We start from the raw sequence: 26,802 nt of genomic DNA on the forward strand, positions 1-26,802 counted from the left end.
TTCTCCAGTTCGCCCATCGGTCAACCGTGCTTCATCCGTTCTCCTCGCCCCTTCAGCCCGCCGCCCGCCGCCCGTGGCTTCCCGGCCTGGTGGCCGCCCCCCTGGCCGTCGCCGTCGCCCTGGGGGGTTCCGGCACCCTGCTGCCCCTGAACGCCCAGGCGCAGCAACCGGCGCCACGACAGGAACTGCTGCTCGTGTCCTATGCCGTCACCAAGGCGGCTTACGACAAGATCATTCCCCGGTTCACAGCCGACTGGAAGAAGCGGACGGGCCAGAACGTCGTCATCCGCACCAGCTACGGCGGCTCCGGCTCCCAGACCCGGGCGGTGATCGACGGCCTGGCGGCGGATGTGGTGGGCCTGGCCCTGGCGGCCGACACCCTCAAGCTCCAGGAGGCCGGGCTGATCCGTCCCGGCTGGGAGAAGGAGAACCCCAACAACAGCATCATCACCAACTCGGTGGTGGCGTTCTTCGTGCGGCCCGGAAATCCGAAGAAGATCCGCACCTGGAACGATCTCGACAACAAGAATGTGGAGGTGATCACCGCCAATCCCAAGACCTCCGGCGGCGCCCGCTGGAACTTCCTGGGGCTGTGGGGTTCGGTGACGGAAACCGGCGGCAATGAGGCCAGGGCCCGCTCCTTCGTGACCAACGTGTACCGCAACGTGGACACCCTGCCCAAGGATGCCCGGGAGGCCACCGACGTCTTCGTCAAGCGGGGCCAGGGGGATGTGCTGCTGAACTATGAGAACGAGGCCATCCTGGCCAGGAAGAGCGGCACCTGGACGACCCCCTTCATCGTTCCCCGCACCAACATCCTGATCGAAGGGCCGATCGCGGTGGTCGACAGGAACGTGGACCGCAAGGGAACCCGCCGGGTGGCCGAGGCTTTCGCCAGGTACCTGTACAGCGAACCGGCCCAGCGGGCCTTTGCCGAGGAAGGATTCCGACCCGTCAACGCCAAGGTGAAGGCGGAGACACGATCCCGATTCGCTCCGGTCTCGAAGCTGTTCACCGCCCGGGACTTCGGCGGCTGGGACACCATCAACAAGCGGTTCTTCGGCAAGGGAGGGCTCTGGGATTCGATCTTCTCGAAGTCCCGCTGATCCAAGAACTGGCCCTCTGGTGAGTGGGAGGGGGCGGAGGCCATAGGAACAGGGGGCGCTTGATAGCCGATCGGGATACCGGTGTATGCTCTGCCGGATTGTCGATCAGTGAACCGTGGCTTACCCCTTCCCCCGCTCCGCCGCCCCCCTCGCCATCACCGGCCTCCTGCTGGGGGGCCTGGCCCTGACCGGCTGCAGCCCCCGGCCCGAGGCTGGCGGCGGTGCCGGTGCGGGCGCCAACGGCGCTCCCCAGGAGCTGCTGCTGGTGAGCTACGCCGTGACCAAGGGGGCCTACGACCGGATCCTGCCCAAGTTCGAAGCCGACTGGAAGGCCAGAACCGGTCAGGCCATCAACGTCAAGACCAGCTATGGCGGCTCCGGCTCCCAGACCCGGGCGATCATCGACGGCCTCGATGCCGACGTGGCCACCCTCGCCCTGGCCGGTGACGTGCTCAAGCTCCAGGAAGCGGGCCTGGTGCAGCCGGGGTGGGAAAACGACCTGCCCGGCGGCGCGATCATCACCCACTCGGTGGTGGCCTTCGTGACCCGCGACGGCAACCCCAAGGGGGTGCGGAGCTGGGCCGACCTGGCCAAGCCCGGCGTCACTGTGGTGACGGCCAATCCCAAGACCTCCGGCGGCGCCCGCTGGAACTTCCTGGGGCTGTGGGGCTCGATCAGCCAGACCGGCGGCAGCGAGGCCCAGGCCAAGGCCTACGTGAGTTCCGTCTACCGAAACGTGGACAACCTGCCCAAGGACGCCCGCGAGGCCAGTGACGTGTTCCTCAAGCGCGGCCAGGGCGACGTGCTGCTGAACTACGAGAACGAGGCGATCCTGGCCAAGCGCAGCGGCGACCTCAAGGCACCCTTCATCGTTCCCGAGGTCAACATCCGCATCGAGGGCCCGGTGACCGTCGTGGACCGCAACGTGGATCGCAAGGGCACCCGCAAGGCCGCCGAGGCCCTGGCCGCCTACCTGCAGAGTGAGCCGGCCCAGGAGATCTTCGCCGAGGAGGGCTTCCGTCCCGTCAACCCCGGGGTCTGGAGCCGGGTGAAGGGCCGCTTCGCCCCGGTGAAGCAGCTGTTCTCGGCCGGCGACTTCGGCGGCTGGAAGCAGATCAACGACACCTTCTTCGGCAAGAACGGGGTCTGGGACCAGCTGTTCAGCAGCTCCCGCTGAGCGGGAAGAGCCCGGACGGGGACAATGGGGGCCTCGGTGCACCTCGGGTGATGTGTGAACTGCTGGCCCTCAGCGCCAACACCCCCACCGACATGCGCTTCTCCTTCCACGGCCTCACCCGCCGGGGGGGCGCCACCGGCTGCCACGGGGACGGCTGGGGGGTGGCCAGCTTCGATCCCGATGGCCGCGGGGTGCATCTGTATCGGGAGGACGCCCCGGCCGCCTTCTCGCCGATCGCCGCCCGGGTGGCCAGCCTGGATCTGCGCGCCCACTGCTCGATCGCCCACATCCGCAAGGCGACCCAGGGGGTGGTGGCGCTGGAGAACTGCCACCCCTTCCACCGGCGCTGGCAAGGGCGTGAATGGGTGTTCGCCCACAACGGCAACCTGCTGGGGCCGCTGCCGCCGACCGGGCTGTTCGTTCCGGAGGGAACCACCGACAGCGAAGTGGCCTTCTGCTGGATCCTGGAGCAACTGAACGCCGCCGGTGCCGATCCGGCGGACCTGGACGGCATCTTCGACACGCTGGTGCAGTGCTCCCGGCAGCTGGAGCAGCAGGGCACCTTCAACTGTCTGATCAGCAACGGCAGCTGGCTGTTCGCCCATGCCAGCACCCGCCTGCACCGCATCACCCGCCGGGCCCCGTTCGGCCGGGCCACCCTGGCCGACGACGACCTGAGCGTCGACTTCACCGAACTGGCCGGCGTCGATGACGTCGTGACGATCGTCAGCACCGAACCGCTGACCAGGGATGAGGAATGGCTGCCGCTTCAGGCCGGCGAGGCTGTCCTGCTGGTGGGGGGAGAGGTGGTGCGGCACCAGCCCCCAGCAGCGCCCGTCGCCCCCATCGACTAAGCCAGGCAGAAGACATGCCGATAACCCAGGTTGAGCAGGTCCTCCGCCAGCTGAACGGCTGACGCCTGGATCGGGCCCCCACTGCCCCGACCGATGCAGATCAGGGGCCAGGCCAGATCGGGCAGCAGGGCGCGGATCCGGTCCGGCTCCATCTCCGCCTCCAGCTGGACAGCACCCTGGAGGGCATCGCCGAGGGGATGCTTTCGCTGCACCAGGGTGGCTCCTTCCCAGAGCAGGCGGCGCACCTCCAGGGGCTGAAGATCCTGGCGCTCGGCACGGGTGAGGAACTCCCGATCGCAGAGGGAGTCCTGACGGTCCCGGAGGCCATCGTGGTCGTGGTGATAGCCCATACGGAATGGAGGAAGGGTCCTTTTCGCCTGCAGCATGACCGGCATCTTGGGGAGAGCCTGTGTGCTCAGGCCTTCGGCGATGTGTTCACAACCACGACCGAAGCGACAGGACAGGCGCACCATGTGGGGGTGCTCCGAAGGAGTGCGAGTAAGGGACTTCAGGGATCCTGCCGAACAGCAGGATCCTTTTTCATGGGCGGCGCACGGGAAGGGCTTCCTGGATCGCATCGGTGCAACGATCTGACGGAAAGACTGATTTTAACGGTTTGTTGCCCGGATTACCGTAGTTAAGGCCTTCGGGCCTGAAGATTGGGGCACCGCAGCAAGGATCCCCATGGCAACCGCCATCCACAAAGAAGAATCCACAAACCTTTCCGATGATCTCCTCTCCCCCCGGCAACTCCTGCGCCTGCTGGCAGGCTCAGGCCCCAACGGCCCGGAGGCACCGACACTGATCATCGATCTTCGCGCCAGGAGCCGCTATCGCCACAGCCATGTTCCCGGGAGTCACAACATTCCCAGCGGCTGGCTGATCAGTGGCGAGCTCCCCGATGGTGACCTGATCCTGGTGGGCGACAGCACCCAGCATTCGGCCACGACGATCGACCATCTCCAGGCGCAGGGCCATGCCCGCCGCATCCGCCATCTCGCCGGCGGCTTCGGGGCCTGGCAACACCAGCACCTGCCCGTGACCGGACGGCAACGCCAGGGGTGGCCCCAGCTTTTCCGGGGGATCTCGGGGCTCCGCCCGAGCCGCCTGCTTCGCCCGGCCTCGCCGCAGGAGGCCTGACCTTGACGACCACCCGCACGCACCCTCGCCGCGGCCATCGGCAACCCGTCGAGCTGTTCGGCGAGCAGCCGTTGCGGCTGGAATCCGGGGACACCCTGGGGCCGATCACCATGGCCCACGAGAGCTGGGGGAGGCCCGATGCCGCCCGCAGCAACGGGGTGCTGCTCCTGAATGGATTCAGCGGCGACAGCCACGCCGCCGGCCCGGGCCGGGCGATCGACACTGACCGGTTCTTCGTCGTCTGTCCGAACGTGCTGGGGGGCTGCCAGGGCAGCACCGGCCCCGGCAGCCCGGCCCCCGACGGCAGGCCGTGGGGGAGCCGTTTCCCCGCGCTCACGATCCGCGACCAGGTGGAGGCGGAGGTCGCCTTCAGCGACAGGCTCCAGATCCACCGTTGGCACGCGTTGATCGGGGGCTCCATGGGCGGCATGCGCGCCATGGAGTGGGCGATCGCCCATCCCGGCCGGCTGGAGCGGCTGGTCCTGCTGGCCACGACAGCCCGCTGCTCCGAGCGGACCAACGCCTGCCACCGCAGCTAGATCGACGCCATCCAGCGGGACCCGGCCTTTCTGGGTGGCGACTACTACGACCATCCCGGCGGCGGGCCCCGGGCGGGGCTGGCCCGGGCCCGGACCATCGCCCGGCTCACCTACGGGGGCATCGAGGACGGTGGCGTCGAGGAAGGTGGCGTCGAGGAAGGTGGCGGGTTCCTGGAGCGGTTCGATGCCAACAGCTACCTCGTTCTCACCCAGGCCATGGCCGGCCCTGGCCCGGATCAGCGCCCCCGCCCACGTGGTGTCGGTGAACTCCGACCGGCTCTTCCCGCCCCACAGCCAGCGGGAGCTGGCCCGGGCGATCGATGGGCCCGTCCGCTTCAGCGCGATCGACAGCCACCACGGCCACGACGGCTTCCTGACGGAACAGGATCAGCTGGCGTCGATCCTGCGCCAGTCACTGGCCTGACGCCAGCGGGCCAGCGAACGGGAGAGGGACGGCAGCGCCGGGGTTCCATCGGCGGAGCGCAGCAGGGCCAGGCCCAGGACAAGCAGTGGCATCCCGATCAGCAGTGGGGCCGTCAGCAGACCCAGGCCAGGAGCAGGGTCGGGCCGAAGTTGTTGGGCACCGGAGGGAGGCTCTCGGGAAGGACGATGGGCGCCTCAGGGGAACCGTGTGCGAAGAAAGACTGTGACACGAATGGTGGTTAGCGACAACATCGTCCTACCGACAATCGAGCGAGGGGAACGTCACTCTCACCACAGCGAGATGTGGGCCTGGATCATCGATCGAACAGCCAGCCACAAAGCAGACAGAACGCCGCGATGAGAACGAACAACTGGGGGGAGAAGCCAATCACCTGGCCGACAAGCACACCCGCCAGCATCACCATCCAAGCCCGCCAGTTCGTCCACGGACTGAAGAGGGAACCCCCACGGACGGGCTCGGCCGGCGGCTTCTGCAGCTTCCATCCGCCAGCCCGTTCACCGGGCCTTTCGCCGGCTTTGGAGCTGGGACCATCACTCCTTGCCATCGCCAAACCTTTCCGTCCATCCTGCTGCCCATCGATGGGCGGGATGTAACTGGAAACACATCCGCTCGGCGGCGCGCCGTGACAGCCCGCTGACTAAGTTGTGACCCTTCGCGGTGCCGATCGGTGCTGAAGGATCCGTTCAGCCTCACCACGGCCGCCCGTTTCTGGCTGCGGCTGGGGCTGGTCAGCTTCGGCGGGCCGGCCGGCCAGATCGCGCTGCTGCATGCCGAGCTGGTGGAGCGCCGGCGCTGGCTGTCGGAGCGTCGCTTCCTGCATGCGCTCAACTACTGCATGCTGCTGCCGGGTCCGGAGGCCACCCAGCTGGCCACCTACCTGGGCTGGCTGATGCACGGCCTGGGGGGTGCCCTGGTCGCCGGTGGCCTGTTCCTGCTGCCCTCAGTGGCGTTGCTGCTGAGCCTCTCCGCGATCTACGCCCTCTGGGGCCAGCTGCCGGTGCTGGCGGCGGTGTTCTGGGCGCTCAAACCGGCGGTGCTCGGCATCGTGCTCCAGGCGGCCTGGCGGCTGGGGCGGCGCACGCTGCACAACCCCGCCCTGGCGCTGATCGCGGCGGCGGCCTGCCTGGCCCTGGCCGTGGGCCGGGTGCCCTACCCGGCCCTGATCATCGCCACGGCCCTGGTGGGCTGGATCGGCGGTCGGCTGCAGCCGGCCCTGTTCCGGGGCCCCGCGCCACGCACCTCCGTCGCCTCCGGTGCTGCCCCACCCCCGGAGGCCGCCCTGCACGGCGACGACACACCCACCCCCGCCCACGCCCGCTTCCGCTGGCCCGGCCTCGGCCTCACCCTGCTCGGGGGCGGCACGGCCCTCGGGCTGCCCCTGGCCCTGCTGACGCTGGCGGGGGGCTGGGACGGCCAGCTGGCCACCATGGCCCGGTTCTTCTTCAAGGTGGCCCTGGTCAGCTTCGGCGGCGCCTATGCCGTTCTCCCCTTCGTGGCCCAGGGGGCGGTGGAGACCTACGGCTGGCTGGACGCCGCCCAGATGGTGGACGGCCTGGCCCTCGGCGAGACCACGCCGGGGCCGCTGATCATGGTGGTGGCCTTCGTGGGCTTCATGGGGGGCTGGAACGGCAGCGGCACCCTGGCGGCCGGCGTGGTGGCCGCCCTGGTGGTGGTCTGGTTCACCTTCCTCCCGTCCTTCCTGTTCATCCTTGCCGGCGGCCCCCTGGTGGAGGCAAGCCGCGAGGACCTGCGGATCGGCGCGCCCCTCACCGCCATCACCGCCGCCGTGGTCGGGGTGATCGTGAGCCTGGCGCTCTACCTGGCCGGCCCGGCCCTGGCTCCGGGGGGCGCCCTCGACGGCGGCGCGGTGCTGGTGCTGGTGGTGGCCGTGGTGCTGCTGAGCCGGGGACTCGGAGCCTTGCCGGTGATCGGCGCCGCCACCGCGGTGGGCCTGGGGCGCTGGTGGCTCAGTGGGGGGGGCTGAGGCCGGCGCTCAGGGAAGCAGGCCGCAGACGAACAGCTTGTTCATCACCGGGCCGGCCACCTGGTCGATGAAGCCCTGACGCAGCTGGGGATCGTCGTTGAGCATGTCGAGCACGCGCTGCTCCTGGGACCCACGCCGCTCGCTGCGGGCGGCCCAGAGCTGGTCGCAGCTGGAGGTCTGGTACCGCTCGATCACCTTCTTGGCCACCAGGTTGACGACCGGGGACTGGGCGAGGACGGGGGTGGCGCCCAGCAGACCGCCTGTGATGCCGACAGCGGCGCCCACCGTGACACCGGCGGTAATCCCCATCGCGACACTTGCGGCGGCGCCCAGACGGGCCATCGGGCGGATCAGCATGGAGCGCCAGGGGAGAAGGTTCCCCAACGTAGAACCGGCCCATCGGCCGGTCTCAGAAGACGTCGAGGGGCTCCAGGCTCGGCGGCTGAACACCACCGGCGGGGAGGGCGTCGAGGCGCACGCTGAGCGTCGACGCCTGGCGCCGGGCCGATTCGCCGCAGCTGCGCGGGGTGGGGAAGATCTTGCCGGGGTTGGCCAGGCCCGCCGGGTCGAAGGCCTCCCGCACCAGGCGCATGGTGGCCAGGTCGTCGGGGGCGAACATCCAGTCGAGGTAGCAGCGCTTGTCGCTGCCCACCCCGTGCTCGCCGGTGATGCTGCCGCCCGCCTGGATGCAGAGGCGCAGGATGTCGGCCCCCAGCTCCTGAACCCGGTCGGTCACGCCGGGTTCATCGGCCCGGTACAGGATCAGGGGGTGGAGATTGCCGTCGCCGGCATGGAACACGTTGGCCACCGGCAGGTCGTAGCGGCGGCTGAGCTCCTCGATCGCCGCCAGCACCGAAGGCAGGGCGCTGCGGGGCACGACGCCGTCCTGCACGTAATAGGTGGGGGTGATGCGGCCGACGGCGGCGAAGGCGGACTTGCGCCCCTTCCACAGCAGGGCCCGGTCGGCCTCGCTGGAGGCGCGCCGGATCGTGCGGGCACCGGCCCGGCGGCAGAGCTCACCGGCGATCTCCACGGCGGCGGCCACCTCCCGCTCCTGGCCGTCCAGTTCGATCAGCAGCACCGCGGCCGCATCGCGGGGGTACTCGTCGCGGCCGAACAGATCGTCGACGGCATTGATGGTGAAGTTGTCCATGATCTCCATCCCGGCGGGCAGCACCCCGGCGGCGGTGACCAGCCGCACCGCCTCACCGGCGGCCTCCATGGCCGTGAAGTCGGCCAGCAGCACGGCCACGCTCTGGGGGGCCCGCAGCAGCCGCAGGGTGATGGCGGTGGCGATGCCGAGGGTGCCCTCGCTGCCGATGAACACCCCGCGCAGATCCAGCTCGGGGGTCTCGGCCAGGCCGCTGCCCAGGGTTGTGACCGTGCCGTCGGGGAGCACCACCTCCATCTCCAGCACGTGGTTGCTGGTGACGCCGTACTTGAGGCAGTGCACACCACCGGAGTTCTCGGCCACGTTGCCACCGATCGAGCACACCACCTGGCTGGAGGGATCCGGGGCGTAGTAGAAGCCGTCGCCGGCCACCGCCCGGGTGACCCAGCCGTTGATCACCCCCGGCTGCACGGTGATGCGGCGGTTGGCCAGATCCACGTCCAGGATCGAGCGCATGCGGCTGGTGGCGATCACCAGCGCGCCGTTCTCCGCCAGGGCGCCGCCTGAGAGGCCGGTGCCGCTGCCGCGGGCCAGGAAGGGCACGCCGCGGCGGTGGCAGAGCCGCAGGATGGCGGCCACCTGCTCGGTGGTCTCGGGCAGCACCACCAGCGGTGGCTGGGCCCGGTGCAGGGTGAGGCCGTCGCAGTCGTAGGCCAGCAGCTCCTGGGGCGCCGCCACCACGGCCCGGGCCGGCAGCAGGGCGCGGCAGTCACGCTCCATCGCGGCCCAGTCGATCGTCACGGATGGGTTCCGGTGGGCCGGGGAAGGGGGTGCCATTGCTTCCGAACTTACCGACGCCCGGCACCTGGGCACCCTTCTGGGTCAGGATGGGAAACGAATGCGTCCACCTTCCGCGGATCCCGCCTTGAGTTCGGCCTCCCCTTCAGCGCCCGCCTCGGCCCCTTCCCTCCTCACCACCCGATCCGAGGAGATCTTCGCCGCCGCCCAGACACTCATGCCCGGGGGCGTCAGTTCCCCGGTGCGGGCCTTCAAGTCGGTGGGCGGTCAGCCGATCGTCTTCGACCGGGTCAAGGGCGCCTACGCCTGGGACGTCGACGGCAACCGCTACATCGACTACGTCGGCAGCTGGGGCCCCGCCATCTGCGGCCACAGCCATCCCGAGGTGATCGCCGCCCTGCACCAGGCCCTGGAGAAGGGCACCAGCTTCGGCGCCCCCTGCGTGCTCGAGAACGAGCTGGCCGAACTGGTCATCGCCGCCGTGCCGTCGGTGGAGATGGTGCGCTTCGTCAATTCCGGCACCGAGGCCTGCATGGCCGTGCTGCGGCTGATGCGCGCCTTCACCGGCCGGGAGAAGGTGATCAAGTTCGAGGGCTGCTACCACGGCCACGCCGACATGTTCCTGGTGAAGGCGGGCTCCGGGGTGGCCACCCTCGGCCTGCCCGACTCCCCCGGTGTGCCCCGCGCCGTCACGGCCGGCACCCTCACCGCCCCCTACAACTGCCTGGAGTCGGTCAAGCAGCTGTTCGCCAACAACCCCGGTGAGATCGCCGGGGTGATCCTCGAGCCGGTGGTGGGCAATGCCGGCTTCATCACCCCCGAACCCGGCTTCCTCGAGGGCCTGCGGGAACTCACCAAGGAGAACGGTGCCCTGCTGGTGTTCGACGAGGTGATGACCGGCTTCCGCATCAGCTACGGCGGCGCCCAGGCCCGCTTCGGGGTCACCCCGGACCTCACCACCATGGGCAAGGTGATCGGCGGCGGCCTGCCGGTGGGGGCCTACGGCGGCCGGGCCGACATCATGGCGATGGTGGCGCCCGCCGGCCCCATGTACCAGGCCGGCACCCTGAGCGGCAATCCCCTGGCCATGACCGCCGGCATCAAGACCCTGCAGCTGCTCAGCCAGCCCGGCACCTACGAGCGGCTGGAGTCCATCACCAAGCGGCTCATCGACGGCGTCCGCGCCGCCGCCGCCGAGGCGGGCCTTCCCTTCTGCGGCGGCAGCATCAGCGCCATGTTCGGCTTCTTCCTCTGCGAGGGGCCGGTGCACAACTTCGAGCAGGCCAAGGCCGCCGACACGGTGCGCTTCGGCCGCCTGCACCGCGGCATGCTCGAACGCGGCGTCTACCTGGCACCGAGCGCCTTCGAGGCCGGCTTCACCTCCCTGGCCCACAGCGACGCCGACATCGACGCCACCATCGACGCCTTCCGCGACGTCTTTCTCTCGCTGGCGTGAGGGTCGGCCGTCTGCTGCAGGTCGGCACCGGGCTGCTGACCCTCGGCCTGCTGGTGGCGGGCTGCAGCTCCGACCCCGGCAGTCAGCCGGTTGATCTGGCCGGCGGGGTGCCGGTGGGGGCGGTGCTCGCCCTCACCGGCAACGCCAACGTCTACGGCCAGGACCAGAAGATCGGCCTGGAGCTGGCCCTGCAGCACCGCAACGGCAACGGGGGCATCAACGGCCAGCCCCTGAAGCTGGCCCTGGAGGACAGTGGCAGCGACGAACCCGGGGCGAATGCGGCCTTCACCCTGCAGATCAACCGGGGCGTGCTGGCCCTGGTCGGCCCCACCCTCTCCCAGCAGGCCTTCTCCGCCGACCCGATCGCCCAGCGCCGCGGCGTGCCGGTGGTGGCCCCCTCCAACACCGCCACCGGCATCCCGGAGATCGGCTTCTTCATCAGCCGGGTCTCGGCCCAGAGCTCGGTGATCGCACCCCTGGCCATCGAGCGGGCCCTGAAGATCCAGCCGGGCCTGAAGCGGGCGGCGGTGTTCTACGCCCAGGACGACGCCTACAGCACCGCCGAGACCACCATCTTCCAGAAGGCCCTCAAGGAGAAGGGTCTCGATCCGGTGACGGTGCAGCGCACCCAGCTCAACGACCAGGACTTCCAGAACCAGATCAGCGCCGCCCTGCGGGAGCAGCCCGACCTGATCGTGCTGTCGCTCCAGGCGGTGGACGGCGGCAACCTGATCCGCCAGCTGCGGGAGCTGGGTTACCGGGGTCTGATCGTGGCCGGCAACGGCATGAACACCCCCAACATCTATCCCATCTGCCAGAAGTACTGCGACGGGCTGCTGATCGCCCAGGCCTACAGCCCCGAGCTGGACACCCCCGCCAACACGGCCTTCCTCAAGGCCTTCCAGGCGGCCAAGGGCGGCGCCATCCCGCCCCAGCTCACCGCCCAGGCCTACACGGCCCTGCAGGTGATCGGCGAGGCCCTGGTGCGGCTGGACAAACGCCAGCCCCTGAAGGGGGCCACCCTGACGGCGGCGCGCAAGGCGCTGATGGAGGAGATCCTGGCCGGCACCTATGCCACCCCCCTGGGGGAGATCCGCTTCACCCCGGAGGGAGAGGTGATCCAGAGCCAGTTCTTCGTGGCCCAGGTGCGCATGGATCCGGGCGGGCGCAGCGGACGCTTCGCCCTTCTCAAGTAGGCGCCGGGTGGACCTGCTCCAGATCCTGGTCAACGGTCTGTCGGTGGGGGCGGTCTACGGCCTGTTCGCCCTCGGCTACACCCTGGTGTTCTCGGTGCTGGGGGTGATCAACTTCGCCCATGGGGCGGTGTTCACCCTGGGGGCCTACTTCACCTACCTGCTGATCGGCGGCGCGGTGGGGGCCAACGGTCTGCTGGCCGGCGTCCAGCTGCCCGTCGCCCTGCCCTTCTGGGGCGCCCTGCCCCTGGCGGGGCTGGGGGCGGCCCTGGTGGCCCTGCTGGTGGAGCGGGTGGCCTTCCGTCCCCTACGCCGGCGCCGGGCCGACCCGCTGCTGGCCCTGATCACCAGCCTGGGGGCCGGGGTGATCCTGGTGAACCTGATCCAGCTGCTGGTGGGGGCGGAGAGCTACGCCATCCCCACCGGCGCCCTCGGCGGCCTGCCGGCCTCCTTCCCCCTGCTGAGGGCCCGGGTGCGCACGGTCCAGGCGCTGCTGCTGGGCATCGCCGTGCTGCTGCTGGCCCTGCTCACCCTCTGGCTGGAGGGCAGCCGCAACGGCAAGGGGCTGCAGGCGGTGGCGGAGGACCCCGAAACCGCCCAGCTGCTGGGCATCGACAGCACGGCCATGGTGCGGCTGGCCTTCGGCCTCAGCGGCTTCCTGGCCGGCGTGGCCGGCGGGCTGGTGGGGCTGAGCGTCAGCATCGCCGGGCCCTACTTCGGCATCGGCTACGGCCTCAAGGGGCTGGCGGTGCTGGTGCTCGGCGGGCTGGGCAGCGTGCCGGGGGCGGTGCTGGGCGGGCTGATCGTCGGGCTGGCGGAGGCGTTCGTGCCGGCCGACTGGTCGGGCTGGAAGGATGCGGTCAGCTACGGCTTCCTGTTCCTGGTGCTGCTGCTGCGGCCGCGGGGGCTGCTGGGCCGGCCCCTGCCCACCAAGGTGTGAGGGCCATGGACGCCGCCCTACTCGAACAGATGCTGCTCGGCGCCCTGCTGGCGCTCTCGGTCTACCTGCCCCTGCGCTGCGGCCAGCTGTCCCTGGCCACCCCGGGCTTCTATGCGGTGGGGGGCTACGTGGCCGCCCTGCTCTCCACCGGCGTTCCCGCCTTCGCCGGCAGCGGCGCCACCTCGCCGCTGCCGGCCCTGCTGGCGGAAATGGCGCTGGGCGGGGCCCTGGCGGGGCTGATCGCCCTGGCCATCGGCGGACCGGTGCTGCGCTTGCGGGGGATCTACCTGGCCATCGCCACCATCGCCCTGGTGGAGATCCTGCGGGTGTTCAACCTCAACCTGCCCTTCACCGGCGGGGCCATGGGGATCTTCGGCATTCCCCAGCCCTTCGCCCACGCCGAGGGCTACGTGCTGTTCACCCTGGCGCTGCTGGCCCTGGCCTGCTGGCTGTGCCAGCGGCTGGAGGCCCTGCGGCTGGGGCGGGCCATGGCCGCCATCCGCGACGACGAACTGGCGGCCGACTGCGTCGGCATCGACACCCCCCGCACCAAGCTGATCGCCTTCGTGGCCAGCGCCGTGCTCGCCGGCGTCACCGGCGCCCTGGCGGCCCATTTCTTCAACTCCTGGAACGCCCGGGCGGGCAGCTTCGACGCCAGCATCACCACCCTGGCCTTCGTGGTCTTCGGCGGTTCCCGCCTGTGGCCGGGGCCCGTGCTGGGGGGCCTGGTGCTCACCGCCCTTCCGGAGCTGCTGCGGCCGGTGGGCGACCTGCGCCTGATCCTGTTCGGGGCGGTGATCCTGCTGGGGCCCCTGTTCTTTCCCCAGGGGCTCGTCACGGCGGAGCGGCTGGGCTGGCTGGCCGCCCTGCTCGGCAGGGGCCGCCATCGGGGCCGCCAGGCGCCGCAGGCCCCATGAACCAGAGCCCCGACGGCACCGCCCCGGTGCCCCTGCTGCAGGTGGAGGCCGTCAGCTGCCGCTTCGGCGGCCTGCTGGCCCTCGACCAGGTGAGCCTGGCGCTGGAGGAGGGGGAGATCTTCGGTCTGATCGGCCCCAACGGTGCCGGCAAGACCACCCTGTTCAACATCATCTCCGGCCTCACCGCCCCCAGCGGCGGCCGCTGCCTGTGGCGGGGCGCGCCCACCACCGGCCTGGGGGCCAGCGGGCTGAACCGGCTCGGCATCGCCCGCACCTTCCAGAACCTGCGCCTGTTCGAGAGCCTCTCGGTGCGGGAGAACGTGCTGGTGGGCCTGCACCACGCGGCCCGCACCCCCCTGCTAGGGGCCCTGCTGGCCAGCGGCGGCTTCCGCCGGCACCGGAGGGGCCTGGAGGCACGGGCGATGGAACTGCTCACCCTGCTGGAGCTGGAGTCCCTGGCGGAGCAGCGGGCCGGGGAGCTGCCCTACGGCGACCGCCGCCGGCTGGAGATCGCCCGGGCCCTGGCGACGGCCCCGCAGCTGCTGCTGCTGGATGAACCCGCCGCCGGCATGAACCCGGCCGAGAAGGACGACCTGCGGCGGCTGATCGGCACGATCCGCGAGCACTTCGCGCTGACGGTGCTGATCATCGAGCACCACGTGCCGCTGATGATGCAGCTCTGCGACCGGCTGGCGGTGCTCAACTTCGGCAGGCGCATCGCCCTGGGCAGCCCCGCCGAGGGGCGCACCGATCCGCGGGTGATCGAGGCCTACCTGGGTGGCTCGGGCGGTGCCGGCCGATGACTGCCCCGCTGCTGGAGCTGCGTTGCCTCACCGTGCGCTACGGCGCCCTGACCGCCCTGCGGGGCCTCGATCTGCAGGTGAGGGAAGGGGAGCTGGTGGCCCTGCTGGGTGCCAACGGTGCCGGCAAGAGCACCACCCTGCGGGCCATCTCCCGGCTGGTGGGCGCCGCGGCCGGCCAGGTGCTCTGGCGCGGCGCCGACCTGGCGGGGCTGAGCACCCACCGCACGGTGCGCCTCGGCATCGGCCATTGCCCGGAGGGCCGCCGGGTGCTGGCCCGCCAGACCGTGGCCACCAACCTGGAGCTGGGGGCCTGGCTGCGGCGCGACCGGGCCGGCATCGCCGCCGACCTGGAACGCTGCTACGGCCTGTTCCCCCGCCTGGCGGAGCGGCGCCGCCAGCTGGCCGGCAACCTTTCGGGGGGCGAGCAGCAGATGCTGGCGATCGCCCGGGCCCTGATGGGCCGGCCCAGCCTGCTGCTGCTGGATGAGCCGAGCCTGGGGCTGGCGCCGAAGCTGGTGGCCGAGGTGATGGCGGCCCTGGCGGCGCTGCACGCCGGAGGGCTGTCGATGCTGCTGGTGGAGCAGAACGCCACCGCCGCCCTGGAGATCGCCGACCGCGGCGTGGTGCTCGAAGGCGGCAGCATCGCCCTGGAGGGCAGCGCTGCCGCCCTGCTGGCCGATGCGGGGTTGCGGGCCTCCTACCTGGGGAGCGGCTGAGGATGCCGCCGGTGACGCTGCCTGAGCCGTTGCTGGTGCCGTTGCTGCTGGGCGGCCTGCTGGCCGGGGCCCTGGCTCTGGTGCGGGTGCTGGACCGCTCCAGGCTGGAGCGCACCATCCTCGAGACGGACACCCCCTCCGGCAAGGCCTTCGACGCCCTGCTGATGCTGGCGATCGCCCTCAGCGTGCTGGCGGTGGTGCTGGAGAGCGATCCGCTGCTGCGGCAGCGCTGGGCCGGCGCCTTCCTGGGGCTGGAGTGGGGCTTCACCCTGCTGTTCAGCCTCGAGTACCTGCTGCGGCTGCTGCTGGTGGCCGAGCCGCGGCGCTACGCCACCAGCTTCTTCGGGCTGGTGGATCTGCTGGCGATCCTGCCCACCTACCTGGGGCTGCTGATCGGCGGCGGCCAGCTGTTCCTGGTGGTGCGGGTGCTGCGGCTGCTGCGGGTGTTCCGGGTTCTGAAGCTGGGGGCCTATCTGCAGGAGGCCGAACTCCTCTGGAGCGCCCTGATCGCCGCCCGCCGCAAGATCACCGTGTTCCTACTGGCGATGGTGACGCTGGTGATCCTGATCGGCGCCTTCATGTACGTGATCGAAGCCGGCAACGACGGCTTCCGCAGCATCCCGGTGGCCATCTACTGGGCCTGCGTCACGATCACCACCGTGGGCTACGGCGACGTGGCGCCGGTGACACCCCTGGGGCGCTTCATGGCCTCGGTGGTGATGCTGATCGGCTACAGCATCATCGCCGTGCCCACCGGCATCCTCAGCGCCGAGATCGGCCTGTCGGTGCTGCGGCCGTCGCCCCCCCAGGCGGCAAACCCCTGCCCCGCCTGCGGGCTGGGTGGCCACGAGGCCGACGCCCGCCACTGCAAGCACTGCGGGGCGGCGCTGGCCGGGAATGCTCTCGGTGAGAATCCCCCCAGTCGCGACGAGCCCACCCCAGGTGCCGATGCAGGAGCCGAGCCCCAGCGCTGAACTGCAGGCTGCGGGCTGGTCGGCGCAGGACGTGCGTCGCTACCGGCAGTTGTGGAGCTACCGCAGCCGCTGGGGCGCCGCCAACCTGGATCGCGACGAGCGGCGCTTCCTGCGCAGGGGTGACGATGCCCTGCGGACGATCCAGCGGTCACCGGCACCGGATCCGCCCGCGGGCCTGGCCGATCGCCAGCCGGATTGCTTCGTGGCGCTGGATTTCGAGACGGCCGACCAGGGCCGGGACAGCGCCTGCTCGATCGCCCTGGTGCGGGTGGAGTGGCGCCGGATCGTGCGCCGCGAGCACCACCTGATCCGGCCGCCACGCCGGACCTTCCTGTTCACCTCCATCCACGGGATCAGCTGGGCCCGGGTGGCCGATGCGCCCACCTTCGCCGAGCTGTGGCCGCAGCTGGCGGCCTGTCTGGAGGGGGCGCAGTTCATCGCCGCCCACAACGCCAGTTTCGATGCCGGGGTGCTGCGGGCCTGCTGCGAGCAGGCCGGGCTGCGGCCGCCAGCCCAGCCCTTCGTCTGCACCGTGCAGGTGGCCCGGCGGGCCTGGAACCTGCGGCCCACCAGGCTGCCGGACGTGTGCCGCCATCTGGGCCTGCCGCTCCGGCACCACGATGCCCTCTCCGACGCCGAGGCCTGCGCCGGCATCGTGCTGGCGGCGGGTCAGGAGTTGACGGCCGGCCTGGCCCGCAGCCGCTGAGGCCGCCACTGGCTGACGCCAAGGGCGGCCAGGAAGCCGAGGAACTGCATGATCACCACGCAGGGGCCCGACGGCAGGTTGGTGAGGCCCGAGCCGAGCAGCCCCAGCACGGCGCAGCCGCCGCCGATCAATGAAGAAAGCACCAGGTAGGTGCCGAAGCGGCGGCTCACCAGCCGGGAGGCACAGGCGGGGATCACCACGAAGGCGCTGATCAGCAGCACCCCCACCGCCTTGATCGACACGGCCACCACCACGGCGAGCAACAGGATGAAGGCGATGCGATGCCACTGGCTGCCCACCCCGAAGGCCCCGGCCAGGTCGGCATGGAGGGTGACCAGCACCTGGGCCCGCAGGCTCACCAGCAGGTAAACGACCGCCGCCACCAGCAGCACGGCGATCAGGCCGAGATCCAGCCAGGAGATGCCGAGGATGTCGCCGAACAACAGCTGCTGGATCCCGCCCGTGTAGGTGGTCACCAGGCTGAGGGCCACCACCGCGAAGGCCAGGGAGGTGGAGTAGACGATGTTCAGCAGGGCATCGGTGGGCAGCTGGCTGCGCTGCACCAGCAGGTTCACCAGCAGGGCGAACAGCACCGCGAAGGGGATCAGCACCAGGGTGGGGTTGAGCCCCAGCAGGATCCCCAGGCTGAGGCCCAGCAGGGCCGAATGGCCCAGGGCATCACTGAAGAACGACAGCTGCCGCAGCACCGCGAAGCTGCCCAGCAGGCCGCCCAGGGCCCCGGTGAGCAGCCCGCCGAGCAAGGCCCGCTGCATGAACGGCTGGGCGATCACCGTGTCCAGCTGGGAGAACTCCGTCATCGGATCCGGGGGCCGCCCTCGGGTGCACGGGGCCGGGGGTGGCTGGGGGCCTCGGCCGGGTCGTAGAGCCGCTCCAGCTGGGCCCGGGAGAGGGCCAGTTCGGGACGGCCGCTGCAGCGCAGCTGGCGGTTGAGGCACAGCACCTGGTCGCAGCTGCGCCGCACCATGTCCAGGTCGTGGGAGACCTGCAGCACGGTCCAGCCCTCACTGCGGCGCAGGTCGAACAGCAGGTTGTGGAACTGCTCGGTGGAGGGGGCATCCAGGCCGGCCTGGGCCTCATCCAGCACCAGCAGGCGCCGGGGCCGCACAACGCAGAACGCCAGCAGCACCCGCTTCAGCTGCCCCCCCGACAGCTCGCTCAGCAGGCGGTCGGCCAGGGCCCCGCAGCCCGTCTTGGCCAGGGCGGTGCCCACGGCGGAGCGGCGCGCACCGCCGCCCCTCCAGGGCAGGCGCGGGCCGGGGGGATCCCAGCCGAAGCCGACGAACTCGGCCACGGTGAGGGGCAGGCGTCCCTGGAGCGGCAGGGCCTGGGGGAGAAAGGCCAGCTGGGCCCTGACCTGGGCCGGCAGCTGGCCGGCGGGGCCCAGCCGATGGCCGAGGATCCGCACCTCCCCGGCCTGGCGGGGGATCAGGCCCAGGATCGCCCCCACCAGGGAGCTCTTGCCGGCCCCGTTCGGCCCCACCAGGGCGGTGTCACTCTCGACCGCGAGCTGGAAGCTGACGTCATCCACCGCCAGCACCCCATCGCGCAGCACCCGCAGGCCTTCGACCTCCAGCACGGCCATCAGCGGAAGGCGCTCACCAGGTCGGTGACGTTGCGGCGCATCACTTCGCCGTAGGTGGCCGGGTTGCGGGAGGCCTCCTCGGTGCCGGTCTCCAGGGGATTGAAGACGCTGATGCGGATCCCGAGGTCGCCGGCCAGGGCGTTGAAGGAACGGTTGCCCTCCTGGGGTTCGGTCAGCAGAGCCTTGAGCTGGGTGCGCTTCACCGTGTCCGCCACCCGGGCCAGATCGGCGGGCGAGGGGTTCTGCTCCGGCACATCGACCAGGTACTCGGCCTTGAGGCCATAGCGGTCGGCGAAGTAGGGGGCGAAGTCGTGGAGAACCACGAAGGTCTTGCCCCGGAACGGCGCCAGCTGCTTCTCGAATTCCGTGTTGAGCTGGCGCAGCTGGCCGGTGAAGGCGGCGGCGTTGCGGCGGTAGCCGTCGGCGCAGGCAGGGTCGGCGGCGATCAGGCCGTCGCGGATGTTGTCCACCTGCTGGGCGGCGCGCACCGGATCGAGCCAGATGTGGGGATTGATCGGGCCATGGTCATGGCCGTGGTCGTGGTCATGGCCCTCGGCATGGTCATGGTCGTGGCCGTGATCGTGGTCGTCAGCCTTGGCCTCGCCCGCCAGCTCGGGGTTCTCCAGGGTGGGGATGCCGCTGCTGGAGTCGATCACCTTGAGGTCGGGGTTCTCGGCGCCCTTGACCAGCTTGTCGAGAAAGGACTCCATCTCCAGACCGTTCTTGACCAGCACCCGGGCGTTCTTCAGCGCCGCCACATCCCCGGGGCGGGCCTGGAAATCGTGGGGACCGCTGGCGGCGGGGATCAGGGCCGTGACCTCGGCGCAGTCGCCGGCGACGGCCCGGGTGAACAGGGTGATCGGCAGGAAGGTGGTCACCACGCTGGGCCGGTCGGTCCGGCCGGCCTGGGCTTCCGGCGCCTGCACCGCCGGGCGGCAGCCCAGGAGCAGGGCGGAGAGCCCGGCGGCCATGGCCAGAACGGGACGACGGACGGGGGGCTGGGTCATGGGGCGAAACCTCCGGAACGGGGGGGGCGGGAAGGGTGGGGGCGGGAGCGGACGGACGGGGGCAGGGTGACCGGCCAGAGCCACCACTGCCCCTGGTCGCCGCCGGCGGCGAGGTGGCGGCCATCGGGACGCCAGCTCAGACAGGTGATCGCCTGGCCGTCGCCCTCCAGGAGCTGCTGCAGGCGGCCGCGGCCATCCCAGAGCGCCACGGTGCCATCGCTCGAGGCGCTGGCCAGCAGGCTGCTGCCGGGGGCGAAGGCGACCGCGTTGACGCGGCCCTCGTGCAGCACCAGGGGCTCCGGTTTCCAGCCCTTGGCGCCGCGATCCTGCTGGCTCCAGATCACGGCGATGTCGGTGGAGGCCACGGCCAGCAGGGGGGCCAGGCGCCCCGGCTGGTCGCACCAGGCCAGGGAGCGCACCTTGCCCGGGAAGCCGCTGAACTGCCAGCCGCGCCCGGCCGCGCCGTCGGGCCAGAGCATCAGCGAGCCGTCGAGCTGGCCGCTGGCCAGCAGAGTTCCCTGGTCGGACCAGCCCAGGGCCACGCCGGCCGAGCCGGTGGCACAGCGCTGGGGCGGCTCCCCGGGGTCGTCCGGCCGCCAGAGGAGCACCTCGCCGTGGCAGGCGGCCGCCAGCCGCTGGCCATCACGGCTCCAGGCCAGGGACAGCACGGTGCGCTCCAGCTCCTGGCTCTCCTCCCGCAGCGACCGGCGCTCCCCATCCCAGAGCCGCACCCGCCGGCCGGCCCCCAGCGCCAGCAGCGATCCCTGGGGCCGCCAGGCGGCCGCATCCAGCCAGCCGGCCTGCAGCGGCACGGGGTCGAAGGCCATCGGCCGCACCCCGGTGCCCCCCATCTCCCACAGCAGCAGTTCGCCGTTCTGGCCCGCCGCCATCAGAAAGCGGCCATCGGGGCTGAAGCCGAGCACATCGAGGCTGCTGTCCCGCTCCCCACGCAGCAGCTCCTCGCAGCCCGCCCGGAAATCGAGCAGCAGCAGCTCACCACCGGCCGTGGCCATCGCCAGGAACTCGCCATCGGCCGACCAAGCCTGGGCGGTGATGGCATTGCCGCAGGTGCCGCTGAGCCGCTCCCGCACCAGGGTCTGCGGAGGGGCCATGGCCGGATCAGGCGACACAGGCTTCGAAACCGGCCCGCAGGGCGGATTCATCGAGATCGCGGCCGATGATCACGAAATCGGTTCGGGGGGTTTCATCCGCCCGCCAGGGACGATCGCGGGCACTGTCGATCAGCATGTGCACCGACTGGAAGACGTAGCGGTGGCTCTCGCCGTCGATCTGGAGGATGCCCTTCATGCGGAACAGATCGGGACCCCGCTCGCTCACCAGCCGATCGATCCATTCGCCCAGCTTCTGGTAACTCATCGGCCGCTCCTCGATGAAGGCCACCGAGGTGACGGCATCGTCGTGTTCGTGGTCATGGTCGGAGGCGAGGAACTCCGGGTCGATCGCGAGGGCCCGCTCGAGCTCGAAGGCCCCCACGCCCAGGATCTCGTCCATGGCCGCATCCGCCCGGCAGGTGGGGATCACCCGGGCCAGGGGATTGATGGCCCGGGTGCGCTGGCGGATGGCTTCGAGGGCCTCGGCGTCCACCAGATCGGTCTTGTTGAGCAGCAGCACATCGGCGAAGGCCAGCTGTTCCTGCACCTCCTCGCTCTCCCAGTGCTGCTCCACATGCCGGAGATCGACGAGGGTGACGACGGCATCGAGCCGGAGCTGCTCCCGCAGGTCCTCGTCGACGAAGAAGGTCTGGATCACGGGGGCCGGATCGGCCAGGCCGGTGGTCTCGATCACCAGGTGGTCGAAGCGGTCGCGGCGCTTCATCAGGTTGCCGATGATGCGGATGAGATCGCCACGAACGGTGCAGCAGATGCAGCCGTTGTTCATCTCGAAGATCTCCTCATCGGCATCGATCACGAGCTGGTTGTCGATGCCCACCTCACCGAACTCGTTGACGATCACCGCCACCTTGAGGCCGTGCTCGTGGGTGAGGATGCGGTTGAGCAGCGTCGTCTTGCCGGAGCCGAGGTAGCCGGTGAGGACGGTGACGGGCAGGCGTTCCCGATCAGGGGCCATGGAAGGGGCCGAGCGCATCGGAGCAGAACCCAAAGGGCCGGACATGGGAATCATTTTCAAGCTAGCAGCACCGCTGCGCCCCGGCCGGCCATCCCGGCCGCCCCGTCCGCCAAACCGCTTCCATCACTACCGCTCCGCTGCGGCGGGCTGCCTACGGTTCAGTCCCGGGGATCCGCCCGATGGCACCCTGCGCTTGATGGCCCAAGAACGCTTCTTCCTCGAGCTGGATCCGCCCCGGTGCGCCATGGCCGAGTGGCCCCACGTGGTGATCGTGGGCGGGGGGTTCGCCGGGCTCAAGGCCTGCCATGTCCTGGCGGGGCAGCCCGTACGGGTGACCCTGATCGACAAGCGCAACTTCAACCTCTTCCAGCCGCTGCTGTACCAGGTGGCGTCCGGTCTGGTGTCGGAGGCGGATGTGGCGTCCCCCCTGCGCCAGATGGTGGGCCAGGCCCCCAACATCCAGATCCTGCTGGGCGAGGTGGTCGACATCGACACCGACGCCAGGGAGGTGGTGTTCAACGACCACCGCTACGCCTACGACCACCTGATCCTGGCCAGCGGCTCGGGCAGCACCTACTTCGGCCACGAGGAGTGGCGGCCCCTGGCGCCGCCGATGAAGATCCTCGAGCACGCCGACGAGATCCGCCGCCGGCTGCTGATGGCCCTCGAAGAGGCCGAGCAGACCCGGGACCCCGGTCGGCGCCGCTTCCTGCAGTCGGTGGTGGTGGTGGGGGCCGGGCCGGCGGGCTGCGAACTGGCCGGCTCCCTGATCGAACTGATGCACCGCGCCGTGGAGCGCGACTTCAAGCAGCTCGACCGGGCCCAGTGCCGGGTGATCCTCCTGGATGCGGTGGACCGGGTGCTGCCGGCGATGCCGGCCGATCTCTCCGCCGACGCCGCGGCCTACCTGCAGCGCGCCGGCGTGGAGCTGCGCCTGAAGACGATGGTGGCCGCGATCGAACCCGGCCGGGTGATCCTCCAGCGCCCCGCGGACGACACCGCGGACGGGGCGGACGCCGGCGCCGATGGCCTCGGCGACCTGGAGGCGGCCACGATCTGCTGGACCGCCGGAGTGCGGGCCTCGCGCCTGGGCCGGCTGCTGGCCGAACGCACCGGCGCCCCCCTCGACCGGGGCGGACGGCTGCAGGTGGAGGCCGACTTCTCCCTGCCGGGGCACCCGGAGATCCGGGCTGTGGGGGATCTCTGCCACTACGCCCACACCGGCGACGGCCGGGTGCTGCCGGGCATGGCGGGCCCGGCGGTGCAGATGGGCGGCTGGGGGGCGCGCGACATCCTGGCCGGCCTCGACGGGCGGCGCAGCGAGCCGTTCCGCTGGTTCGACCTGGGCAGCATGGCCGTGATCGGTCCCTGGTACGCGGTGGCCGACCTGCGCGGGCTGCACGTGAGCGGCCTGGCGGGCTGGATCCTCTGGGCCCTGGCCCATCTGGCCTTCATCCCCGACACCGAGAACCGCATCGCCCTGTTCAGCAAGTGGATGTGGCAGATCGCCACCCGCCAGCGCACGGCGCTGCTGATCACCGGCCGTCCCGACCAGCACCTCGGCGTGGATGTGGGCCTCGAGCGGGCCCTGCCGCCGGATGGCGCGTCTCAGTCGCCGGAAGCGCCCCCCTCCGGCCCCTTGAACCGGTTGATCAGCACCCCCAGGATCACGGCGATGTAGAGCGGCCCGGCGATTCCCAGCACCACGCTGGCCATGCGCGCCGGAGGCAGGGCCGGGGTGATGTCGCCGTAGCCGGTGGTGGTGAGGCTGACGAAGGCGAAGTAATTGATGCGGGCGAAGTCCAGCTCCCAGACTTTGTTGGCGGCCACCCCCGCATGGGAGCGGACAATGGCGGCCTGGCCATCGGCCGTGTTGGCCAGGAAGCTGCCGGGCTGGATCGTCTCCAGCACGCTCAGCACCAGGCCGCCGCTGAGGCCGAGCAGCAGGTAGCCGGCCACCGCCCCGACCACGACCGGACGGGTGGCCCGGGGCTCCCGCCCCAGGGTCCGCACCAGCCGCACCAGGCTCCAGCCGATGAACAGCGAGGTGATCATCAGCAGGGGCACCCCGGACAGGCGCCGCGCCTCGGGGGTCAGCAGCCAGTACAGCTGGGCGACGAGGTTGGCGCCGCCCAGCGCCAGGAACAGACGGTCCCCCCAGTCACGCGCCACCGGGCCGGCGAGGAAGCCGCCCAGCTCCACGGTGGTGAGGATCGTGATCAGGAAGTACCCCACCGATCCGACCAGCCGCAGCGTCTGGGGAAACGCCAGGCTCAGCATGACCACCAGGCACAGCACCAGCAACCGCCGGTAGAAGCGGTGCCGTCGCCGCAACAGACCGTCCGGCGTGGCGGCGGCGGCCAGAGGTCGGACCACGGGGGCGAGGGATCGGAACCGACAACGTAGGCCGAACCCCTGCGGAGGCCAGTGAGCACCGGACATGGATCCGTTCTGCCATGGATACTGGACACACCCGCGAGGACCTCCATGGCCAACCGTTTCCGGCCCGTCTCCCGCCTTCTGCCCGCCGCCGCGGGGCTCCTGCTGGCGGTGGCCCCCATGGCCCCGGCCCTGGCGCAGGGGATCCCCTTCAACGAAGTCCGGGCCCTCAACCTGGCCCGCAACGCGGCCGTGCTCAGCAACGGCGGGCTGACGGTGTACACCCCGGCCAACTGCATGTTCACCACCTCGGCGGCCAGCAACCCCTGCCTGGTGCGCAACGACGCCGATGGCTTCGTCTACCGCTTCCTGGGGGGGCCCCCCGGCTGGGAAGCGAAGGGGCTGCCGGCCACCATGGAAACGGAGATCCAGATCGCTCCCGATGGTCGCCGGGTGGTGGCGATCCTCTACAACGGCCCGCCGCGCTGAGCACGGCGGTCGGCCAGGGGAAAGCGACCTAACCTCCCACCAGCCTCGCCAAGCCCTTGTCCGTCCCCGCTTCGCCCACCCTTCGCTGGGTCACCGCCGGCCTGCTGCTCGTGGCGGCCGTCCTCTGTCTGGCCCTTCCCTTCGTCTCGGCCACCCTGCTCACCATCGCCCTCGGCGGGGTGGCGGTCGCGGCGGGTGCCTCCCAGCTGCTGCGGCTGACGTCGGCCGATGACACCCGCAGCAAGGTGTTCCGCGCCATCTCCGGGGTGCTCTACGTGGTGGGCGGCATCGGCCTGGTGGCCTTCCCGGTGGCCAGCACCGTCAGCCTCACCCTGTTCATCGGCGTCCTGCTGGCCGTCGAGGGGGTGATGGAGCTGGCGGGTGCCGCCGCCGGCGCAGGCCCGGCCCGGGGGCTGGTGCTGCTCGATGGGATCGTCACCGTGGTGCTCGGGGGGATGCTGATCGCCGAATGGCCCTCCGACAGCCTCTGGGCCATCGGCACCCTGTTCGGCTTCGGCCTGGCCTTCTCCGCCTTCAACCTGATCACCGCCCCCGCCGCGCCCGAGGGCTGAAGCCTCAGGGCTGGGGCTCACTCGGCCACGGCCAGGCCCTCGGCCCGGCGAGGGTCCACCGTCCCCAGGCTGCCGCCCCCCACCAGCACCTCGACGCTGTTGGCGGCCCCCATGGCCGGGGCCCGGCGGACGCTGTGGCCCATCGCCTCCAGCAGGCGGCGGCTGTCGGGGCTGAGCCCCTCCTCCGCATCGATGCGATCCGGCCACAGCTGGCTGTGGATCCTCGGGGCCGCCACGGCGCCGGCGAGATTGAGGCCGTGCACCAGCCGGTTCAGCAGCACCTGCAGGACGGTGGTGATGATGCGGCTGCCGCCCGGGCTGCCGGTGGCGATCCAGGGGCGGCCATCGGGGCGGAACACCAGGGTGGGGGCCATGGAGCTGAGGGGCCGGCGCCCGGGGGCGATGGCGTTGGCCGCGCCCTGACGCAGGCCGAAGGCGTTGGCGCTGCCCGGGAGGGCGGTGAAATCGTCCATCTCGTTGTTGAGCAGGAAGCCCATCCCCGGCACGCTGATGCCGTTGCCGTAGGGGAAGTTGAGGGTGGTGGTGAGGGCCGCCAGACCCCCGTGGCGGTCGGCCACCGAGAGGTGGGTGGTGTTGGTGCCCTCCCGGTCGGCGGCCGCCTCCAGCGCCGGGGCCGGGGTGTGGCGCCGGGGGTCGATGCGGCGGCGCAGGCCGTCGAGATGGGCCGGCGACAGCAGCCGTTCCACCGGCACCGGCACCTGGTCGGGGTCGCCGAGCAGGGCATTGCGGTCGCGGTAGGCCAGGTTCATGGCCTCGGCCATGGGATGGAGGCTGGCGGCGGCATTCAGGCCGGTGGCCGCCAGGTCGAAGGGTTCGAGGATCCCCAGCAGCTGCAGCAGGGTGAGTCCGCCGCCGGGGGGCGGCATGGACAGCACCGGATGGCCACGGAACTCCCGCCGCAGCGGCCGCACCAGCCGGGCGCGGTAGGCGCGCAGATCGGCATGGGAGATCAGGCCGCCGCCCCGCTCCATCGCCGCCACCAGGGCATCGGCCACCGGCCCGCCATAAAAGCCCCGCTCCCCTTCGGCGGCGATGCGCCGCAGGGTGGCCGCCAGCTCGCCCTGACGCAGCCGCGTTCCAGGCGCCGGTGGCGGCAGGAACAGACGGCGGGAGACGGGATCGGCCTGCAGCCGTGGGGCGGCGGCGGCCAGGGAATCGCTCAGCTCCCGGCTCACCGGAAAGCCCTGGGCGGCCAGCCGGATCGCCGGCGCCATCACCTGGGCCAGGGGCAGGCGTCCATAGCAGCGCTGGGCCAGGGCGAGACCGGCGACGCTGCCGGGCACGGCGGTGCTGAGCAGGCTGCGGGTGGCGCGGGCCCGGTCCACCTGGCCATCGGGCCCCAGGAACAGGGTGGCCGTGGCCGCCGCCGGGGCCGTTTCGCGGAAGTTGACCGCCACCGCCGTGCCGCCGCCGATGGCCAGCTCGGGGCCGGCCGCCGGGTTGCCGCCGGCCGCCTGATCGAGGCAGCCCCGCTGGCGGGCCGGCGAGGGGCCGGGCAGCCACAACAGCAGGAAGCCGCCACCGCCCAGGTTGCCGGCCTGGGGCAGGGTCACCGCCAGGGCGAAGGCGGTGGCCACCGCCCCATCCACCGCGTTGCCCCCCTGGCGCAGGATCGCCGCCCCCGCCGCCGAGGCCAGCGGCTCCTGGGCCGCCACCAGGCCCCGGGCCGACCACTGGGGCCGGAAGCGCTGCTCCCCCTCCAGCAGCACGTTGCTCTCCGCGGCCACGGCCGGCGGCACGGCCTGGGCCAGCGCCACCGGCATGGGGGCCGCCCCCGCCAGCAG

General features: G+C 71.3%; 29 protein-coding genes. 18 read left to right on the forward strand and 11 right to left on the reverse strand.

From position 1 onward, the window contains the following. Window positions 1-26: 26 nt before the first annotated feature. The 3 genes from L107_RS12415 (at window position 27) to L107_RS12425 (ending at window position 3,137) form a co-directional block, all read left to right on the forward strand. Window positions 27-1,106: a sulfate ABC transporter substrate-binding protein gene (locus L107_RS12415; RefSeq protein ID WP_236550671.1), complete on the forward strand. Its 1,080-nt coding sequence runs from the start codon at window positions 27-29 to the stop codon at window positions 1,104-1,106. Window positions 1,107-1,221: 115 nt separating this feature from the next. Continuing rightward, window positions 1,222-2,283, forward strand: coding sequence for a sulfate ABC transporter substrate-binding protein (locus L107_RS12420; protein ID WP_236550672.1), 1,062 nt, complete (start codon window positions 1,222-1,224; stop codon window positions 2,281-2,283). A gap of 50 nt (window positions 2,284-2,333) precedes the next feature. Further along, a complete protein-coding gene (locus L107_RS12425) occupies window positions 2,334-3,137 on the forward strand; it encodes a class II glutamine amidotransferase (protein ID WP_159819235.1) in 804 nt (267 codons plus the stop codon). Here the strand turns inward: L107_RS12425 and L107_RS12430 are convergent. Then, the gene (locus L107_RS12430) at window positions 3,134-3,487 is read right to left on the reverse strand and encodes a hypothetical protein (protein WP_159819237.1); all 354 of its coding nucleotides are present in this window, start codon (window positions 3,485-3,487) and stop codon (window positions 3,134-3,136) included. The two genes, L107_RS12425 and L107_RS12430, sit on opposite strands and share 4 nt — an antisense overlap. 334 nt (window positions 3,488-3,821) lie before the next feature. On the opposite strand from L107_RS12430, the gene L107_RS12435 reads away from it, so the two are divergent. From L107_RS12435 to L107_RS16380, 3 genes are all read left to right on the forward strand, one after another. Then, window positions 3,822-4,277 carry a rhodanese-like domain-containing protein gene (locus L107_RS12435; RefSeq protein WP_159819239.1) on the forward strand — a complete coding sequence of 152 codons (456 nt, stop codon included), beginning with the start codon at window positions 3,822-3,824 and terminating at the stop codon, window positions 4,275-4,277. Between the two features lie 2 nt (window positions 4,278-4,279). Continuing rightward, window positions 4,280-4,816, forward strand: a complete 537-nt coding sequence (locus L107_RS16375) for an alpha/beta fold hydrolase (protein WP_201295880.1) — start codon at window positions 4,280-4,282, stop codon at window positions 4,814-4,816. 184 nt (window positions 4,817-5,000) lie between these two features. Further along, window positions 5,001-5,240, forward strand: a complete 240-nt coding sequence (locus L107_RS16380; RefSeq protein ID WP_201295881.1) for a hypothetical protein — start codon at window positions 5,001-5,003, stop codon at window positions 5,238-5,240. Here the strand turns inward: L107_RS16380 and L107_RS16810 are convergent. Further along, complete coding sequence (locus L107_RS16810; RefSeq protein WP_255451615.1) at window positions 5,204-5,332, reverse strand: hypothetical protein; 129 nt, start codon at window positions 5,330-5,332, stop codon at window positions 5,204-5,206. The two genes, L107_RS16380 and L107_RS16810, sit on opposite strands and share 37 nt — an antisense overlap. 596 nt (window positions 5,333-5,928) lie before the next feature. On the opposite strand from L107_RS16810, the gene chrA reads away from it, so the two are divergent. Further along, on the forward strand, window positions 5,929-7,245 hold the full coding sequence (gene chrA / locus L107_RS12445; RefSeq protein WP_236550673.1) for a chromate efflux transporter: 1,317 nt from the start codon (window positions 5,929-5,931) through the stop codon (window positions 7,243-7,245). 9 nt (window positions 7,246-7,254) lie between these two features. On the opposite strand, the gene L107_RS12450 is transcribed toward chrA, so the two are convergent. After that, a complete protein-coding gene (locus tag L107_RS12450; protein WP_201295882.1) occupies window positions 7,255-7,602 on the reverse strand; it encodes a hypothetical protein in 348 nt (115 codons plus the stop codon). Window positions 7,603-7,654: 52 nt separating this feature from the next. Further along, window positions 7,655-9,136 (reverse strand): FAD-linked oxidase C-terminal domain-containing protein, encoded by a 1,482-nt coding sequence (locus tag L107_RS12455; protein WP_370515490.1) that lies wholly within the window; start codon window positions 9,134-9,136, stop codon window positions 7,655-7,657. Between the two features lie 118 nt (window positions 9,137-9,254). Here L107_RS12455 and hemL point away from each other — a divergent pair, with 118 nt between their 5' ends. From hemL to L107_RS12495, 8 genes are read left to right on the forward strand one after another with little or no spacing between them, the layout of a single operon-like run. Then, the gene (gene hemL, locus L107_RS12460) at window positions 9,255-10,610 is read left to right on the forward strand and encodes a glutamate-1-semialdehyde 2,1-aminomutase (protein ID WP_159819243.1); all 1,356 of its coding nucleotides are present in this window, start codon (window positions 9,255-9,257) and stop codon (window positions 10,608-10,610) included. After that, window positions 10,607-11,806 (forward strand): ABC transporter substrate-binding protein, encoded by a 1,200-nt coding sequence (locus tag L107_RS12465; RefSeq protein WP_159819245.1) that lies wholly within the window; start codon window positions 10,607-10,609, stop codon window positions 11,804-11,806. Before hemL ends, L107_RS12465 begins: the two co-directional genes overlap by 4 nt. 7 nt (window positions 11,807-11,813) lie before the next feature. Next, window positions 11,814-12,743: a branched-chain amino acid ABC transporter permease gene (locus L107_RS12470; RefSeq protein ID WP_159819247.1), complete on the forward strand. Its 930-nt coding sequence runs from the start codon at window positions 11,814-11,816 to the stop codon at window positions 12,741-12,743. Between the two features lie 5 nt (window positions 12,744-12,748). Beyond that, window positions 12,749-13,660: a branched-chain amino acid ABC transporter permease gene (locus L107_RS12475; RefSeq protein WP_159819249.1), complete on the forward strand. Its 912-nt coding sequence runs from the start codon at window positions 12,749-12,751 to the stop codon at window positions 13,658-13,660. Next, window positions 13,657-14,463: an ABC transporter ATP-binding protein gene (locus L107_RS12480; protein WP_201295883.1), complete on the forward strand. Its 807-nt coding sequence runs from the start codon at window positions 13,657-13,659 to the stop codon at window positions 14,461-14,463. Before L107_RS12475 ends, L107_RS12480 begins: the two co-directional genes overlap by 4 nt. Further along, window positions 14,460-15,179 carry an ABC transporter ATP-binding protein gene (locus tag L107_RS12485; protein WP_159819251.1) on the forward strand — a complete coding sequence of 240 codons (720 nt, stop codon included), beginning with the start codon at window positions 14,460-14,462 and terminating at the stop codon, window positions 15,177-15,179. Before L107_RS12480 ends, L107_RS12485 begins: the two co-directional genes overlap by 4 nt. Window positions 15,180-15,181: 2 nt before the next feature. Beyond that, window positions 15,182-16,153 carry an ion transporter gene (locus L107_RS12490; protein WP_159819253.1) on the forward strand — a complete coding sequence of 324 codons (972 nt, stop codon included), beginning with the start codon at window positions 15,182-15,184 and terminating at the stop codon, window positions 16,151-16,153. Then, the gene (locus L107_RS12495) at window positions 16,128-16,859 is read left to right on the forward strand and encodes a 3'-5' exonuclease (RefSeq protein WP_159819255.1); all 732 of its coding nucleotides are present in this window, start codon (window positions 16,128-16,130) and stop codon (window positions 16,857-16,859) included. Before L107_RS12490 ends, L107_RS12495 begins: the two co-directional genes overlap by 26 nt. Here L107_RS12495 and L107_RS12500 read toward each other — a convergent pair. Genes L107_RS12500 through L107_RS12520 form a run of 5 tightly spaced genes read right to left on the reverse strand, consistent with a single transcriptional unit; the run spans window position 16,823 to window position 21,557 of the window. Beyond that, on the reverse strand, window positions 16,823-17,677 hold the full coding sequence (locus L107_RS12500; RefSeq protein ID WP_159819257.1) for a metal ABC transporter permease: 855 nt from the start codon (window positions 17,675-17,677) through the stop codon (window positions 16,823-16,825). The two genes, L107_RS12495 and L107_RS12500, sit on opposite strands and share 37 nt — an antisense overlap. Beyond that, window positions 17,674-18,462 (reverse strand): metal ABC transporter ATP-binding protein, encoded by a 789-nt coding sequence (locus tag L107_RS12505; RefSeq protein WP_159819259.1) that lies wholly within the window; start codon window positions 18,460-18,462, stop codon window positions 17,674-17,676. Before L107_RS12505 ends, L107_RS12500 begins: the two co-directional genes overlap by 4 nt. Beyond that, window positions 18,462-19,469, reverse strand: coding sequence for a metal ABC transporter solute-binding protein, Zn/Mn family (locus L107_RS12510; protein ID WP_159819261.1), 1,008 nt, complete (start codon window positions 19,467-19,469; stop codon window positions 18,462-18,464). The genes L107_RS12505 and L107_RS12510 overlap by 1 nt, the downstream gene beginning before the upstream one ends. Beyond that, window positions 19,466-20,581 carry a WD40 repeat domain-containing protein gene (locus L107_RS12515; RefSeq protein WP_159819263.1) on the reverse strand — a complete coding sequence of 372 codons (1,116 nt, stop codon included), beginning with the start codon at window positions 20,579-20,581 and terminating at the stop codon, window positions 19,466-19,468. The genes L107_RS12510 and L107_RS12515 overlap by 4 nt, the downstream gene beginning before the upstream one ends. Window positions 20,582-20,588: 7 nt before the next feature. Further along, on the reverse strand, window positions 20,589-21,557 hold the full coding sequence (locus L107_RS12520; protein WP_236550674.1) for a GTP-binding protein: 969 nt from the start codon (window positions 21,555-21,557) through the stop codon (window positions 20,589-20,591). 196 nt (window positions 21,558-21,753) lie between these two features. Between L107_RS12520 and L107_RS12525 the strand changes: the two genes are divergently transcribed. After that, window positions 21,754-23,238, forward strand: coding sequence for an NAD(P)/FAD-dependent oxidoreductase (locus L107_RS12525; protein ID WP_159819266.1), 1,485 nt, complete (start codon window positions 21,754-21,756; stop codon window positions 23,236-23,238). On the opposite strand, the gene L107_RS12530 is transcribed toward L107_RS12525, so the two are convergent. Further along, entirely contained in the window at window positions 23,166-23,933 is a 768-nt protein-coding gene (locus L107_RS12530) for a potassium channel family protein (protein ID WP_236550675.1), read from the reverse strand. The two genes, L107_RS12525 and L107_RS12530, sit on opposite strands and share 73 nt — an antisense overlap. Window positions 23,934-24,044: 111 nt before the next feature. On the opposite strand from L107_RS12530, the gene L107_RS12535 reads away from it, so the two are divergent. Both L107_RS12535 and L107_RS12540 read left to right on the forward strand, forming a co-directional pair. Next, window positions 24,045-24,425 carry a hypothetical protein gene (locus L107_RS12535; RefSeq protein ID WP_201295884.1) on the forward strand — a complete coding sequence of 127 codons (381 nt, stop codon included), beginning with the start codon at window positions 24,045-24,047 and terminating at the stop codon, window positions 24,423-24,425. Between the two features lie 56 nt (window positions 24,426-24,481). After that, window positions 24,482-24,997, forward strand: a complete 516-nt coding sequence (locus L107_RS12540) for an HdeD family acid-resistance protein (RefSeq protein ID WP_159819270.1) — start codon at window positions 24,482-24,484, stop codon at window positions 24,995-24,997. Window positions 24,998-25,014: 17 nt separating this feature from the next. Here L107_RS12540 and ggt read toward each other — a convergent pair whose 3' ends face one another. After that, the gene (gene ggt, locus L107_RS12545; RefSeq protein WP_159819410.1) at window positions 25,015-26,781 is read right to left on the reverse strand and encodes a gamma-glutamyltransferase; all 1,767 of its coding nucleotides are present in this window, start codon (window positions 26,779-26,781) and stop codon (window positions 25,015-25,017) included. Window positions 26,782-26,802: the final 21 nt, after the last annotated feature.

The organism is Cyanobium sp. Copco_Reservoir_LC18 (assembly GCF_009834675.1).
Classification (GTDB): Bacteria; Cyanobacteriota; Cyanobacteriia; order PCC-6307; family Cyanobiaceae; genus Cyanobium; species Cyanobium minutissimum.

Bases quoted from the DNA above. Each gene is read 5' to 3' on its own strand.
- L107_RS12425 (WP_159819235.1), top strand. From the start codon at position 2,334: ATGTGTGAACTGCTGGCCCTCAGCGCCAACACCCCCACCGACATGCGC.
- L107_RS12490 (WP_159819253.1), top strand. From the start codon at position 15,182: ATGCCGCCGGTGACGCTGCCTGAGCCGTTGCTGGTGCCGTTGCTGCTG.
- L107_RS12480 (WP_201295883.1), top strand. From the start codon at position 13,657: ATGAACCAGAGCCCCGACGGCACCGCCCCGGTGCCCCTGCTGCAGGTG.
- ggt (WP_159819410.1), bottom strand. From the start codon at position 26,781: ATGCCGGTGGCGCTGGCCCAGGCCGTGCCGCCGGCCGTGGCCGCGGAG.
- L107_RS12455 (WP_370515490.1), bottom strand. From the start codon at position 9,136: ATGGAGCGTGACTGCCGCGCCCTGCTGCCGGCCCGGGCCGTGGTGGCG.
- L107_RS12475 (WP_159819249.1), top strand. From the start codon at position 12,749: ATGGACGCCGCCCTACTCGAACAGATGCTGCTCGGCGCCCTGCTGGCG.
- L107_RS16810 (WP_255451615.1), bottom strand. From the start codon at position 5,332: ATGCCACTGCTTGTCCTGGGCCTGGCCCTGCTGCGCTCCGCCGATGGA.
- L107_RS12510 (WP_159819261.1), bottom strand. From the start codon at position 19,469: ATGACCCAGCCCCCCGTCCGTCGTCCCGTTCTGGCCATGGCCGCCGGG.
- L107_RS12450 (WP_201295882.1), bottom strand. From the start codon at position 7,602: ATGCTGATCCGCCCGATGGCCCGTCTGGGCGCCGCCGCAAGTGTCGCG.
- L107_RS12520 (WP_236550674.1), bottom strand. From the start codon at position 21,557: ATGGCCCCTGATCGGGAACGCCTGCCCGTCACCGTCCTCACCGGCTAC.
- L107_RS12535 (WP_201295884.1), top strand. From the start codon at position 24,045: ATGGCCAACCGTTTCCGGCCCGTCTCCCGCCTTCTGCCCGCCGCCGCG.
- L107_RS12495 (WP_159819255.1), top strand. From the start codon at position 16,128: ATGCAGGAGCCGAGCCCCAGCGCTGAACTGCAGGCTGCGGGCTGGTCG.
- L107_RS12515 (WP_159819263.1), bottom strand. From the start codon at position 20,581: ATGGCCCCTCCGCAGACCCTGGTGCGGGAGCGGCTCAGCGGCACCTGC.
- L107_RS12525 (WP_159819266.1), top strand. From the start codon at position 21,754: ATGGCCCAAGAACGCTTCTTCCTCGAGCTGGATCCGCCCCGGTGCGCC.
- L107_RS12435 (WP_159819239.1), top strand. From the start codon at position 3,822: ATGGCAACCGCCATCCACAAAGAAGAATCCACAAACCTTTCCGATGAT.
- L107_RS12500 (WP_159819257.1), bottom strand. From the start codon at position 17,677: ATGACGGAGTTCTCCCAGCTGGACACGGTGATCGCCCAGCCGTTCATG.
- L107_RS16380 (WP_201295881.1), top strand. From the start codon at position 5,001: ATGCCAACAGCTACCTCGTTCTCACCCAGGCCATGGCCGGCCCTGGCC.
- hemL (WP_159819243.1), top strand. From the start codon at position 9,255: ATGCGTCCACCTTCCGCGGATCCCGCCTTGAGTTCGGCCTCCCCTTCA.
- L107_RS12485 (WP_159819251.1), top strand. From the start codon at position 14,460: ATGACTGCCCCGCTGCTGGAGCTGCGTTGCCTCACCGTGCGCTACGGC.
- L107_RS12430 (WP_159819237.1), bottom strand. From the start codon at position 3,487: ATGGGCTATCACCACGACCACGATGGCCTCCGGGACCGTCAGGACTCC.
- L107_RS12505 (WP_159819259.1), bottom strand. From the start codon at position 18,462: ATGGCCGTGCTGGAGGTCGAAGGCCTGCGGGTGCTGCGCGATGGGGTG.